This window comes from Micromonospora lutea (assembly GCF_016863535.1).
In the GTDB taxonomy this organism is placed as follows: Bacteria; Actinomycetota; Actinomycetes; order Mycobacteriales; family Micromonosporaceae; genus Micromonospora; species Micromonospora lutea.
Genome location: NZ_BOPB01000002.1, coordinates 160383 through 172707, shown reverse-complemented (window position 1 = coordinate 172707; position 12325 = coordinate 160383). Strand labels below are relative to the sequence as shown.

Below are 12325 nucleotides of genomic sequence, written 5' to 3'. Positions count from 1 at the left end.
CGGCGAGTAGCGGGTCAACCTGTCAGCATCTTCTCCACGACGGAGCGGTATGCGGAAACACCTGGCGAAGCCGATCGAGAATCGCGAAACCGTGGGTGCCGATGTCACCCCAGCACCTCAGCTCACGTTCGTGCAGCCAGGACAGCGGGGCCAGGGCACGTACCGCGTAGCCGCCGCCGAAGACCGCAACGGTGGCCGACATCGGGGGCAGGGCGAGGTAGGTGCCGGCGCCGAGCCGCTCGTTGAGCGCCGCCCATGCTAGAGCCCGGCAGAGACCCTCCTGTAGGGCTGGGGCTGGGATCGCGCACCCCACCATTCCACGGCGATCTGACCGTTAGACCGATTACCTCGCCCGATATATCCCGAAAGTCACCCCCACCGAACTAGACCTTGGACGCGCGAGGCCCCCGGAGGGGCGCTCGGTGACCAAGATCGCGTGCTGGAAGTGATCTGGCCGGCACACGTCCACCACCGCTCGGCGACGAACTTGTCCGCTCCGAGCGCGAGCCTGGTTTCGTCGTAGCGGACCTCGTAAACCGCCCGGCTGCCGACCGCGAACGCCCCCCAACTCGGGCTGCCCGGCGCACGGAAGGTCTGCATCCGCTCCGTCTTGAGAATCGGTCCATCCACGGACTCGACCGTGACATAGAAGTCTGCCTCGTACTCGGGCAGGCTCAGTCGCTGGCCGGCTCCCGTTCGTAGCAGGTCACGCATCCGGGATGCCTGATTTCGTGCGACGGGTCAGGGTGTCGCTGCAATCGGTTCGAGGACGAAGACCGGGATCTGGCGGTCGGTCTTGCGCTGGTAGTCGGCGTAGTCCGGGTACGCCTCGACCGCCCGGCCCCACCAGAGCGCCTTCTCGTCTCCGAACACCTCACGGGCCCGGTACTCCCCGGTCACCGTGCCGTCCTGCAGTTCGATGACTGGATCGGCGACCAGGCCGGCGTACCACTGGGGGTTCTTGGGTGCGCCACCCATGGATGCGACAGCGGCGTACTGTCCCTCATGCTCGACCCGCATCACCGGCGTCTTGCGCAGCTTGCCGGTCTTGGCACCCCGGTAGGTCATCAGCACGATGGGCCGGCCGGCGATGGTGACGCCGTCGGTGGTGCCGGTACGCACGATCTGCTCGACCTGCTCGCGGACCCACTCCAACGCACTCGGCTCGTAATCACCCGTCAATCCCATACCCCCAACCTACGCCCCCTCCCCCTCCCCCGCGCCCGCCCCCGCGCCCCCGCCCCGCCCCCGCGCCCTCGTCGATCATGCAGTTGTGGCACCAAACAAACAGGACACAACACCTCGTTTCAGGAGCCACAACTGCATGATCGCGGGAGTGGGGACTCGGGGGAGTGGGGACTCGGGGGAGTGGGGACTCGGGGGGCGGTTATCGCCAGGGGATCCGGTCCGGCAGGTGGATGCGGTTGGCGGGTATTCCGGCGGCGGGGAGTCGGTGTCGGGCAACGTCGAGCATCGCGGGTGGGCCGCAGACGTGCACGTTCTGGCCGGGGCGGTGGTGGTAGAGCGCGAGGGTGAGCGCGTCGCCCTGCTCGGCGGGGGCGACGCACCGGTCGTGGGAGAACGCCGGCACCACGGTCAGCCAGCGATGGGCCCGGTCGAGCTTGTCGAGGGTGATCGCGTCGTACAGGTCGGCGAAGGTGCGTACGCCGACGACCAGCGTCACCCGGCGGCCGTCCGGCGCGGCGGCGACCTGCTCGACCAGGGCCCGCAGCGGCGCCAGCCCGGTCCCGCCGGCCACCAGCAGCAGATCCCGCCCGCCGACCGCGCCCGAGTCGACCGGGGTGGTGCCCGAGCCGACCGGAGTCGCACCGGCCGGCCGCGCGACGGCGGGCCACCCGGCACGTTCCGGGTTGGACGGCAGGCACAGGCCGACGTCGACGGGTGGGCCGAGGTGGAGCAGGTCGCCGGGGCGTACCTCGTGGACGAGGGTGCGGGAGACGGTGCCGGCGGCCACCGCGCGGACGTGCAGCTCGACGGTGCCGTCGGGGCGCGGGGCGTTGGCCGGGCAGTACCAGCGCCACCGGCCCGGGTGCTGCGGCAGGCAGAGCGGCACCGCCTGACCGGGACGGAACGGCAGCCGCCGCCAGGGGCGTACCGTCAGAATGGCGATGCCCTCGGCGGGCAGGTCGCGGCCGACCACCTCGGCCGGCCAGAACGCCGGCCCGTCGCCGACGAGCCCGGCGGCCCGCTCGATGAGCGCCCAGGTCCGCCGCCACCGTCGCTCCCAGCCGACCTGTGGCGGGCACAGTCGCGGCGCGACCGGTGCCAGCGCGGCACCGATCAGCGGGCCATGCTCGGGTCGCAGCCGGTACCGGCGGTGGACCCGGCCGAGCACCGCCAGCAACGCCAACCGCCCGGCCCGGTCGGTACCACCGCCAACCAGCCGGGCCAGCGCGGCGACGACGAGCGCCGTCACCGGTGCCGGCAGCGGGCAGCGTCCCGCCAAGCCCGCCCGGAACTCGGCGGCGGCCCCATCGATCACCCCCTGGCCGTCCGTGGCGAGGACCCCGATCAGGTAGTCGGCCGCCCGCCGTCGCTGCGCCTCCGGCAGCCCCGGCCATCCGTCCAACACCGGGCCGCCGGCCGCGAGCTGCCGGGTCAGGTGCGCGGTGAGCCGATCCAGATCAACCCCGATGAGGTACGGCGACAGCTCCGCGTCCTCCTCGATCAGGCGCAGCCACCGGGTCACCGCCTCCACGCTCACCGACGCTCCCCCGCCGGCCGCCCCGCGGGGCGACTGTTGTGCTGCCGGGCCTGCCACTGCCGCAACGCCTGCCGGATCCGCTCGGCCTCGGTGTTCGCCGTGATCAGCTCCCGGTGCAGGCGGTCCATCTCGTCGGCGACCCGGCTCAGGTAGTCGTACACCTGGGCGGGGTCGATCCCCCGCCAGCGACGGTCGAAGGTGGCGGCCCGGACGTGGTGCGGATGCAGCCGTTCCCCGGTCAGATAGAGCATCGCTGCGTCACCTCCTGCTCGGCGGCGTGCACGGTCAGCGCCTTGACGGCGAAGCCGACGTCCTCGGCGGTCACGTACGGCGGCAACGGCAACTCGCCGAGCACCTGGTCGATCGCGTCCATGTCCCCTCCCTGGCTCGGTTGCGGCACCGAGACGGGCGGGGACGGCGACACGTCTCACCGGTCGACGCCCACCGGAGCCCAGCACCCGCCCCGGGCCTTGCGTCCACGGTCGACCCGGAGCGGAGGTGCCGGTATGCCGCGATGATCGTGATACGGATGCACGATCCGTATACGCCCGGACGCTGGTCAGGTGGCGCTTGGCTGCCGGTTCAGGCGGTGGGTGTGCCACTGACGGGCGGCGTCGAGGAGCGGTTCGCGATGTGGTGCCGGGGCGCGGCGTTGCCTCCGCTCCCAAAGGCGGACCAGGGCGTCGGCGAAAGCAGTGACCGCCTCGTGGTCGGCTGCGGCGAAGGCGGGGATGCGGGCGGCCCAGCGCTCGGCCTCGGCCGGGCTGTGTCCGGCACGGACAAGCCGGACCAGCATGAACGCGGTGTCGATCCAGGCGACGCCCCGGCAAGGGGCGGACCAGTCGACCAGCCGGAGCCGGTCGCCGAGCAGGAAGTTCCGGGGCGTCATGTCGGTGTGCAGCAAGGTGTCCCCGTCGACCAGCTCAGGGGCGATGAGCCCACGCCAGCGCTCGGTGAACGGCTGCACCTCGACCGGCGGACAGGGTGTCAGCTTCCGGGCGAGCGTGGCCAGCAGGTCGGCGACGGCGTCGAGGTCCGGGGAGCCGGGTTCCAGGCGCGGATGGCGGCCGGGCGCGTGCTCGAAGCCGAGCAGGAGCCAGCCGTCGCGCTCGACGGTCCAGCGGAGGCGGGGTACGGCGTCGGGCAGCCACCGGTTGGCCCTGGCCTCCTTGCGGTAGAGCCAGGCGGTCCGGCCATCCGACTGCCCGCCCTTGCAGAAGACCGGGCCGGTGGCGGTGTGCAGGGTGAGGGCGAGTTCGCAGGAAGCCCCGTCCGGCAGCGACTCGGCCCGGATGATCCCGCCGGTGTGCTGTTCGACCTCGTGACGCACCGCCCGGGGAAGGTCGTGCCAATGGTGGCGGTGGGGCGGCATCGGTGAGCCCTTCCGGACGGCGATCCCGGCAAGCGTATGCCCGGGACCGCCGTCCGAAGGGGTCAGCGCGTCGGGCTGTCGTGGCAGCCGGCGTGGCACTGGTTGCACTTTGACTGGCATTGCGCCGCGCCGCCCCACAGCGCCTGGTCGATGGCGAAGCCGGCGGCGCGGATCGCGGCTACTGCCCGGGAGATCGGCACCCCGAGCGGTTCCGGAGCGGCGGGGCCGGTCTCGTCGGGCGGCGGATCGGGCTGGTGGTGGATGAACCGGCCGGCGATCCGCTGGCAGAAGTTGGCGTACTCGCGGGTGTGCAGGATGAACGTGTGCCAGCCGATGTCCACCAGGTCGCTCGGGCCGAGCGGCTCGGCGGCGGTGGCGCAGGCGGCGAGGAAGGCGAGCGCCTGGTCCATGATCCTGGCCGGCAGATCGCTGGCCAGCTCGGGATGGTCGCGGGCGATGCGGGCGGTCAGCTGGGCGAACAGCTCGTCGGAGACGAGCGCCCGGCCGGTGCTGACCCGGTCGATGGTGAGCATCCTGATCCTTTCGTCGGATGGTCCCTCACCGCAGGCTGCGCCCGGCCGCGCTCGGCCCGAATGACGCCACGAGAATCGTCGATATACGTGGCACGTATACCGCGAGCCCGCGTAACGGCTTGAATGGATACGCTCGACGGAGCGCGACGGACACAGCCACCCGCGAACGGCGAGGTTGCCGGTGACACCTGCGAACTGCCCCCGCTGCGGGGGCCGCCTGGCCCGTGACAACGACAGCGGACGCTGCACGCCCTGCCAGTCCGCCGAACGCGACCGCCTGAGCGCGCCGCCGGACGTACCGGCGTCGTTCTGGTCGCACCCGCCGCTGCGGGCGGCCCTGGTCGAGCGCCATCTCGGGCGCGTCATCCGGGCGTACCGGCACCACCCCTACCACGGACGGGCCGCGTTGCCGCAAGCCGTGGTGGCGGGGTGGCTGGGCATCACGCAAGCACAGCTCAGCCGGGTCGAAAACGGCCCGCCGCTGGTCCACCTCGACCGGCTCTCGCATTGGGCGACACTGTTGCGTGTTCCGTCAGAGCACCTGTGGTTCGACATGGTGGGAGGGGAACGCCGTACCGTGAGTAGATCGGCTCCTCGAACCGCCATGGCGGCGAAGGGTCCTGATGAGAGCCGGCGGACGCTGCTGGCCGGTATCGCTGCTGTCGCTGCCGGCGCGGGATTTTTCTGCGGCAGCACCGGCTTACAGTCCCGACGTATCGGCACCGCTGATGTCGCGCGCTTGAACGCCGTGCTCGAGCTGTACCGGTCGGTCGACTACGAGTGCGGCGGCGGCGTGCTGTACCAGGAGGTGACCCGGTTCGCAGAGTCGGTCTACCGGATGCTCGACTGGTCGCACCCTGCCAGCTTGACACCGCAGCTTGTCGCCGCCGTAGCTGCGGCTCGACAGCTGGCTGGCTGGACCGCCTTGGACGCGGGCCGACACTCGGAGGCCCAGCGGCATTTCGTCGCCGGTGAACGAGCCGCGCTGGCCGCCGACGACCGCCCTTTGACCGCCATGATCCGGTACTCGCAGGCCAAGCAGCTGCAACACCTGCGACACAATCGCGACGCCCTGGCAGCCTTGCAGCTCGCTCGTGGGCAGCTCGGATCGCAGGCCACGCCAGCAGTCGAAGCACTGCTACTGGGCGCGGAAGCAGCCTCGCTCGCGGCAGTCGGCGATCAGCGAGCTGCGGAGCGAACGCTGGGCGAGGCCAGTTCGCAGTTCGAGCGAATCTGCCCAGAGCGAGAACCGAGTTGGATGGCGTTCTACGACCGTGGCGAGCTGCTCGCCCAGTACGGCCGTGTATACCGGGACAAGGCTCGGCAGGACAAGAAGCACGGGCCGGCAGCGGTGCGCTTCGTGACCGACGCGATCGACGCCTTCCGTCCCGGAAACGTGCGTAGCAGCATGCTCAACGAGGTCGGGCTGTGCAGCGCGCTCTTCCTCGCCGACGAGCCTGAGCAGGCGCTGACCGTTGGGCACCGCGTGTTGCGGCGAGCCCAGAGCATCCGATCGGCGCGGGTAATCGACCGGGTCGCCAACCTGCGCCGTGATCTGGTATGGCACCGGGACCTCCCAGAAGTCGCCAGGTTTGCGCAGGACCTCGCCACTTTCAAACTCGGGGCGTGAGTATGCGGGCCACAGGCCGGTTCACCGAGGAGGCGATGACCGACGCCATGCGGCAGATTGCCGCCCATCTTGCCGTCCCGGCCGGCGATGCCCGACTGCTACAGCTCACGAACAACGCCGTATTCGCCCTTCCCGAGGCGCAACTGGTCATCCGGATTGCGCGGACCCATCGGCTCCACGACCGGGTGGCAAAGGTCATCGAACTGGCACGCTGGTTTGCGCTGATCAACGCCCCCACGATCCGGCTCGCCCCGGCAGCTTCGGAACCACTGGTCGTGGGTGACCTGCTCGCCTCCGTGTGGACCTACATCCCACCCACGCCCCCAGCTCCAACCGTCAACGAACTCGGCCAGGTTTTACGGGAGTTCCACGCCCACGGCACTCCCCCGCTTCCGCTAGCGCCATGGGACCCGGTAGGAGACGCTCGCCGGCGGATCGCCGACGCCGAAGGACTCGCCGAGAACGATCGTGATTACCTGCTCGACTGGTGCAACCGCCTCGAACCACGGGTTAGCGATCTCAGACAGCGTGCCGCAGGAGGGCTCGTCCACGGCGATGCCCACGTGGGCAACCTGCTACGCGACCCGTCCGGTCTGGTTGTGCTCTGCGATTTTGACGCCACGTGTGTCGGCCCCTGGCAGGTCGACCTCGCTGCGGTCGCCGTCGGTGAAGCTCGCTTCGGCGGGAGCGGATTGCATGCGGCGTTGGCAGCCGCATACGGCCACGACGTCACCACCGACCCGGACTGGCCACTACTGCGCGAAGCACGGGAGCTAAAGATGATCGCCGCTGCCGCACCGCTCCTAGCCAGCTCGGAGGCCGTGGCGGCTGAATTCGCGACCCGACTCCGATCGATCAAGAGCGACGAGCCTGACGCCCAGTGGACGCCCTTCGTCGAGCTGACACAGCCAACGACAAATCGGCGGACAGTGACGCCGCTGCCTCATCGGCGCCTCGGCCCCCGGCTGCAGCCGGCGAAACCTCCCTCAGACAGCGCCTAAGTGTTTTGCCACCTACTTTGGCCGTGTCTTCTAGCGGCGGCCTCCTGGCGCCAAACGGGGGAGCGAAGTACAAGGGCAGCGGCCTCGATCTTGCGGCGTTGAGGTGCGCAAGAGCCTCGGGGAAGCCGAGCAACCAGGGCTCGCGCCTCCCGTAGCAGCTCCCGTGCGGATGACTCTCTGCCGGCCTGCATCGCGGCGACGAGGTTCGTCAGGTTCACATCCAAGCGGTACCGGATCTCGCTCTCTTTCGTAGGCAGAGAGGTGCGAGAGGACGAACTGCCAAGAGGATCACGGGGAGTGCGCAAGTCCGACCTGTCTATAAGTTCGCCAGACGTCAGGCTCACGCGACGTGATCTCATGCCACCTGCCTTCGGGACGGACTTGTCTCCTGCACCGCTAGGTGTCAGGTGTAGTCATGCGGCCTGCCTGGCCGCTGGGTCATGATGGTCTTGAATTCAGCCGGGGGTCAACCAGACCGGTGACCGCTGCCGGCGGCGACGCTCGGGCAGTCCCGTCTGAACCTATCCAGCCGTCCTCGCGCGATCCGGACCGTCCTGGCTGTCACCGTCTTCTTTCTCGTCTGGGCGACCGGTCGCACAACATGCACTCGTAGCGCACGTCCGGCGCGCCTCGGCGAGGCAGCTCCAGGCGGACGAGCATCCGTTGGCAGCGCCCGCATTCGTCGCCGAGCTGGCCGGTGCCCGGTACCGCCGCCGATCGTCTCCGACGCTGGGTGCGACGCACCAGGTCGGCGAACCCGGGGCTCTCCGTGCGCAGGACCACCCCTGGGTCGGGACCAAGGAGTGACGACCCGGCCGACCAGACGACGTCGCCTACCACAGCGCTGGACTCCAGGATCGGTGTGCAGGGACGCACGTTGACGCCTTCACGCCGGGCATGGAGCGCCTCCGCTGGGAGGTACCCGTCTCCGTCTGGCCCCACCCAGATCGTGTTGGACTGAATTTCGCCGTGGGGTGTCGGTAGCGATCGCAGGGCCGGCAGCAGTTTCGGCAGACCGACCAGCGGAGCGGAAGGTAGCCACATGTCGACTGCGGTCGCGTCGGCGATGTCCTCGCGAAGCCGCGGCAACACATCCGTGGACGGGACGTGCTCCGTGGTCCCGTCAGAAAGATCGATGGCCTCCTGCCACGACAAGTGGACCGCCTGGTCGAGCAGGTGAGCGAAGAACCGCCACAGCGGATCGACGGACGAGCCAGTGCGGTGAAGCTGATCGAACGCGCCCACCACGACGAGGTGATCCTTCGCCCTGCTCGCCGCCACGTTGAGCAGACGGTTGCCGGTACTGTCCGGATCAAGATCGGTGAACCAGGAATGGAGCTTGGCCACGCCGCGTCCGGTGTCCACCGTGTCGTAGATGACGATGTCGCGCTCGCCGCCCTGAAAGCGGTGCACCGTTGAGGATGCCCACCCGTCTAGGCCAAAGTCGATCAGTAGCGACTCCAGCAGCCGCGCCTGCGCTGTGAACGGGGTGATCATCGCCAGGTCGCGGGTCTGGGTGGTGGCGCTGCCAAGTAATGCGGCGATCACCTGAGCATGCATGAGGTTGTACCGCGAGGTGCTGCCCTGCCGGCGGGCGGTGCGGGCGGCAAGCCGTGAGGTATCCAGCACCAGCAACTCGCCGCTGGCCCAGCGAATCCGGCTGCCCCGTTTGCGTCCGGGGACCGAGTCGCCAGTGATGAGAGGGCTTTCCCGATAGAAGGCTGTGCTGACGACGTGGCCGATGGCGGGGCGCATCCGGTACTGGGTGGTCAGCGCCGCGAGCCGATCTGGGAGACGACCCTCCTTGACGGCGCGTGCCACGCCGGCCTTCTCGAAGGGACTCTTGTGCAGCCACTCCCTGGCAGCGGGCGTATCGGCGACGGCTACCGGCGGAAGTTGCCGGAAGTCGCCGGCGATGACGGTGTGCCCTCGCCCGGCGCCGGCCACCAGCATGGCCAGCACAGCGGTGGTCATACTCGCCTCGTCGAGCACCACCACGTCGAACGTCAATTCCTTGAGCGTCTCGAGCACGGTCTGGTGAGCGGTGGCGGCCACGATCGTCGCCTCCCGGCAGATCTTGCGGCGAAACTGCGCTAGGAGGCGATCCAGCCCTTCTGCCACCGACGCGAGTTCAGCCGCCTCGCTCTCCAGCTCGGAACGCCTCTGCTGCTGCTCATCGGTGAGCGGTCCCTTGACGCGCCGCAGCTCGGCCAGATCGTGCCGAGCCTGTTGCAGCCGACGCCCGACGTCCACACGCTCGGCGGCAAGCAGGGCGCCGCGTTGCGCGGCGACAACATCAACCAGGACTGCGTTGCCGGCGCGATGACTTAGAAGCCTGTCGGTGGGTTGGCCCAGCCGGACGAGTGTTCCGTTCTCGGCAAGCTGCGGCGCACGTTCGAACAGGGACGTGACCGCCACGTCCAGCGCCGCGTTCGTGGGTGCAGCCAGCAGCACCCGCTTGCCCCGTGCCGCCAAGGCAGCTACCAGGGCAGAGACCGTCGTGGTCTTGCCCGTACCAGGTGGTCCCCACAACCACGTGACTCCATGCGTCAGGGCCAGTTCGACGGCTCGGCGCTGGCCCTCGTTGAGGCCCTCAACCTCGGCGGACCGAAGCCGTGCCCCAGCAGGTGGCGAGGTCGGCGTGGCGGCCGATTTCTCGGGCGTGACAACCGCCAGGGCAGCCGCAGCATCAAAGCCGGGACCTCCGTCGATCAGCTCCCGCAGCCGCCTGCTCTGGACGTTCAACAGCCATGACATGTCGAGCCGGAGCGTCGCCTCGCGTGTCACCGGAGCGTCGGACGGCAACGAGAGGGTGACAACCGCGCCGAAGACTGAGATCACCTCGACCTCGATCTGCAATTCCTGCACGACCAGCAGGCCGCGGGTTCCCTCGGCCGTGCCGATCTCGCTCTGCGCCTCGAATCGCACCAACCGTCGCGTGGCGGTCTGGCCCGTCTCTTGGCCATCCATGAGCGGCACATCCGTCTCGGTGCGCCGGCTGGTGACCTTCGCCAGCTCGTCGGCCAGCGCCCGGCATGCACCCCGCGCCACCTCGTTCCAGCCGGCCGGCACCGGCCCGACCGGCGGTACGGGTTCCGGCATCCCCAGTCCGACCGAGTCCGCCAGCCGTCGTACCTGCGCGTCCGCGCGCCGTGCCAGGCGATCCTGCGTAGGCGGACCCGCCCTGGTTCGTTGCGCCGGCAATCCCGGCCCCAGGCCACCCGCCGAAGCCGACCCAGCGGTGTCGCGACGTTCGTTGATGGCTGCCGCCCACCCCCTCGGCACCCATTGGTCGCCGTGAAGATCGGCCAAGCCGTGAGTACGGCACGTCTCCCACAGCACGCCCACGTCCACTCGAATTCCAGCCTGATGCAAGCTCGTGATCAGCTCGTCCTGGGACACCGGCCCCGCCTGCAACGCCCGCTGGACGGCATTGACGAGTCTCCTGGGCTGGCCGCTGGCCATACACAGACCTCCAGACAGGCCGCCGGCCGGCTCGTCACCAACATGACTCCGGGGGCCAGGATCGGGTGTGCGAACAACGACGCTAACCGCAAGGTGCCGTGCCGTGGATGCCGCCTTGCGTACAAGATCTGTTACCGATCGGAGGATGTGGTACCCAGGCGGCATTCCCGAAAACACCTGGCTTGTGGACGGAGGAGGCCCGGTTGCTGCCAATGAGCGACCGGGCCCGACGGCAACCAGCAGCTCGGCTAACTCCACGGAGGCTGATCCCGCCCGTCACCGGGGTTTCGGCACCTGACGGTTGAAGCGGGGCTTGAGAGCCAGGACCAGGGCGTCCTTCGTACCCTCCGGGTTGTCGGTTTCCAGCCAGCGGACCTCGCGGCGGCCCAGCCAGCCGGCGATGCCCTCCGCCGTGGCCGCCGGCCCCTGCCGGTCGAGCAACTCGCCGACCTGGAGGTGCAGCACCGACGACTCGCGGTTGCCGGTCAGGTGCTGCTGGAGTCGCCTGCGCAGGTTTCCCGTCCGGCCGACGTAGAGGACGGCGCCGCCATCGATCACCACGTGCACACCAGGCGCGCGAGGAGCGTCGGCGACGACCTCTTTGGTGTAGGGCCGCGGCGCGGTGAAGCCGGCCAGCAAACTGTCGACCATGGAGTCAGGCATGCACGGGAGGCTACTCGTCGGCGGCTGCATACGGCCCGTCGTAGTCGTCTACTCTCCGCCGGAGCAGGGGGCGGTACAGCATTGCAGTCAGCGTGACGAAGAGCAGGGCGAAGAGCCCGAACCCCACCGCCAGCGCGGGGGACGCGTCCGGGTCGCCGTTGGCGATCATCACCACCGCCATCGCCGCGACCGAGACAGCGAGGCAGCTGTAGCCGGTGAGCAGCGCGTACATCATTCGACGCGCCCAAGGGGCGTGCCGCAGCACGCCGATGCCGGTGGCGACGGCGGCCGGGACGATGATGCCGAGGTCCATCAGCTTGACCATCCAGAACGGGGTGGGGCTGGAGGCGTACTCGGTCAGCCGGGACGGGTCCTGCCAGGCGATCAGCATCGGACGCAGGTGCTGGCCGAACACCAGGAAGGCCGCCAACACCAGCAGCGTCACGCCGGCCGTACGAGCCAGCCGCGGTGACGGTGGCGGCAGGTGGGCAGGCGTCCCCCGCCAGCCGAGGACCAGCAACGCCTCGGCGAGCAGGAACACGGTGAGCAGCAGCGGGAAGAAACGCTCGACGTTGCCGGGCAGGCGCAGGTACTCCTGACCGATGATGACCTGAGCGTACGTGTAGACGGCGTACCCGCCGACGCCGGTCGCCAGCAGCGGCGCCACCGGGTGCCGGCGGGCGGCGAGCAGTGCCGCCACGAGCGCCAGCGGAGCGACGACGAAGAGCGCGGCCGCGTCGCTGCCCAGCAGCTGGTTGAGGGTGGTGTCCGAGGTGCGGTACCGCATCAAACCCAGCCCCAGCGGGCCGACGAGCGCCGCTGCCGCGATCGCACCGGCCGTGGCGGCCAGGGCCCAGGCGAGCAGACGCGACTGCCGGTGAATCGGCGGTCGCTGCGGTGCGCGGGTAGCAAGCTGCGCGGTCATCGTGCCCTCCT

Annotated in this window: 12 protein-coding genes; 2 read left to right on the top strand and 10 right to left on the bottom strand. The window is 69.8% G+C overall.

Annotated features, from left to right (window positions below; translation table 11 throughout):
* Positions 1 to 22 precede the first annotated feature (22 nt).
* From Vlu01_RS27725 to Vlu01_RS02185, 7 genes are all read right to left on the bottom strand, one after another.
* Positions 23 to 316, bottom strand: coding sequence for a Wadjet anti-phage system protein JetD domain-containing protein (locus Vlu01_RS27725; protein ID WP_275409219.1), 294 nt, complete (start codon positions 314 to 316; stop codon positions 23 to 25).
* A 425-nt stretch (positions 317 to 741) separates the two neighbouring features.
* Positions 742 to 1188, bottom strand: coding sequence for a nitroreductase family deazaflavin-dependent oxidoreductase (locus tag Vlu01_RS02205; RefSeq protein ID WP_203992189.1), 447 nt, complete (start codon positions 1186 to 1188; stop codon positions 742 to 744).
* 199 nt (positions 1189 to 1387) lie between these two features.
* Complete coding sequence (locus Vlu01_RS02200; RefSeq protein WP_239095643.1) at positions 1388 to 2725, bottom strand: FAD-binding oxidoreductase; 1338 nt, start codon at positions 2723 to 2725, stop codon at positions 1388 to 1390.
* Entirely contained in the window at positions 2722 to 2976 is a 255-nt protein-coding gene (locus Vlu01_RS02195) for a DivIVA domain-containing protein (protein ID WP_203992186.1), read from the bottom strand. The genes Vlu01_RS02200 and Vlu01_RS02195 overlap by 4 nt, the downstream gene beginning before the upstream one ends.
* Positions 2964 to 3098 (bottom strand): hypothetical protein, encoded by a 135-nt coding sequence (locus Vlu01_RS27720; RefSeq protein WP_275409218.1) that lies wholly within the window; start codon positions 3096 to 3098, stop codon positions 2964 to 2966. Before Vlu01_RS27720 ends, Vlu01_RS02195 begins: the two co-directional genes overlap by 13 nt.
* Before the next feature lie 186 nt (positions 3099 to 3284).
* Positions 3285 to 4097, bottom strand: coding sequence for a hypothetical protein (locus Vlu01_RS02190; protein WP_203992183.1), 813 nt, complete (start codon positions 4095 to 4097; stop codon positions 3285 to 3287).
* Positions 4098 to 4159: 62 nt separating this feature from the next.
* The gene (locus Vlu01_RS02185) at positions 4160 to 4630 is read right to left on the bottom strand and encodes a glycine-rich domain-containing protein (protein ID WP_203992180.1); all 471 of its coding nucleotides are present in this window, start codon (positions 4628 to 4630) and stop codon (positions 4160 to 4162) included.
* Between the two features lie 181 nt (positions 4631 to 4811).
* Between Vlu01_RS02185 and Vlu01_RS02180 the strand changes: the two genes are divergently transcribed.
* On the top strand, positions 4812 to 6260 hold the full coding sequence (locus Vlu01_RS02180) for an NsdA family TPR-like regulatory protein (protein WP_203992166.1): 1449 nt from the start codon (positions 4812 to 4814) through the stop codon (positions 6258 to 6260).
* 2 nt (positions 6261 to 6262) lie between these two features.
* Positions 6263 to 7261, top strand: coding sequence for a phosphotransferase (locus Vlu01_RS02175; RefSeq protein WP_203993488.1), 999 nt, complete (start codon positions 6263 to 6265; stop codon positions 7259 to 7261).
* Between the two features lie 561 nt (positions 7262 to 7822).
* Here Vlu01_RS02175 and Vlu01_RS02170 read toward each other — a convergent pair.
* The 3 genes from Vlu01_RS02170 to Vlu01_RS02160 form a co-directional block, all read right to left on the bottom strand.
* Entirely contained in the window at positions 7823 to 10726 is a 2904-nt protein-coding gene (locus Vlu01_RS02170) for a DEAD/DEAH box helicase (RefSeq protein WP_203992161.1), read from the bottom strand.
* A 276-nt stretch (positions 10727 to 11002) separates the two neighbouring features.
* A complete protein-coding gene (locus Vlu01_RS02165) occupies positions 11003 to 11389 on the bottom strand; it encodes a GIY-YIG nuclease family protein (protein ID WP_203992158.1) in 387 nt (128 codons plus the stop codon).
* A 10-nt stretch (positions 11390 to 11399) separates the two neighbouring features.
* Positions 11400 to 12314: a hypothetical protein gene (locus tag Vlu01_RS02160; RefSeq protein ID WP_203992155.1), complete on the bottom strand. Its 915-nt coding sequence runs from the start codon at positions 12312 to 12314 to the stop codon at positions 11400 to 11402.
* Between the last annotated feature and the right edge of the window lie 11 nt (positions 12315 to 12325).

What these genes read in the sequence shown, in the direction of transcription:
- Vlu01_RS02185 (WP_203992180.1), bottom strand. Translation starts at nt 4,630, where the DNA reads ATGCTCACCATCGACCGGGTCAGCACCGGCCGGGCGCTCGTCTCCGAC.
- Vlu01_RS02160 (WP_203992155.1), bottom strand. Translation starts at nt 12,314, where the DNA reads ATGACCGCGCAGCTTGCTACCCGCGCACCGCAGCGACCGCCGATTCAC.
- Vlu01_RS02170 (WP_203992161.1), bottom strand. Translation starts at nt 10,726, where the DNA reads ATGGCCAGCGGCCAGCCCAGGAGACTCGTCAATGCCGTCCAGCGGGCG.
- Vlu01_RS02195 (WP_203992186.1), bottom strand. Translation starts at nt 2,976, where the DNA reads ATGCTCTATCTGACCGGGGAACGGCTGCATCCGCACCACGTCCGGGCC.
- Vlu01_RS27720 (WP_275409218.1), bottom strand. Translation starts at nt 3,098, where the DNA reads ATGGACGCGATCGACCAGGTGCTCGGCGAGTTGCCGTTGCCGCCGTAC.
- Vlu01_RS02190 (WP_203992183.1), bottom strand. Translation starts at nt 4,097, where the DNA reads ATGCCGCCCCACCGCCACCATTGGCACGACCTTCCCCGGGCGGTGCGT.
- Vlu01_RS02205 (WP_203992189.1), bottom strand. Translation starts at nt 1,188, where the DNA reads ATGGGATTGACGGGTGATTACGAGCCGAGTGCGTTGGAGTGGGTCCGC.
- Vlu01_RS27725 (WP_275409219.1), bottom strand. Translation starts at nt 316, where the DNA reads ATGGTGGGGTGCGCGATCCCAGCCCCAGCCCTACAGGAGGGTCTCTGC.
- Vlu01_RS02165 (WP_203992158.1), bottom strand. Translation starts at nt 11,389, where the DNA reads ATGCCTGACTCCATGGTCGACAGTTTGCTGGCCGGCTTCACCGCGCCG.
- Vlu01_RS02175 (WP_203993488.1), top strand. Translation starts at nt 6,263, where the DNA reads ATGCGGGCCACAGGCCGGTTCACCGAGGAGGCGATGACCGACGCCATG.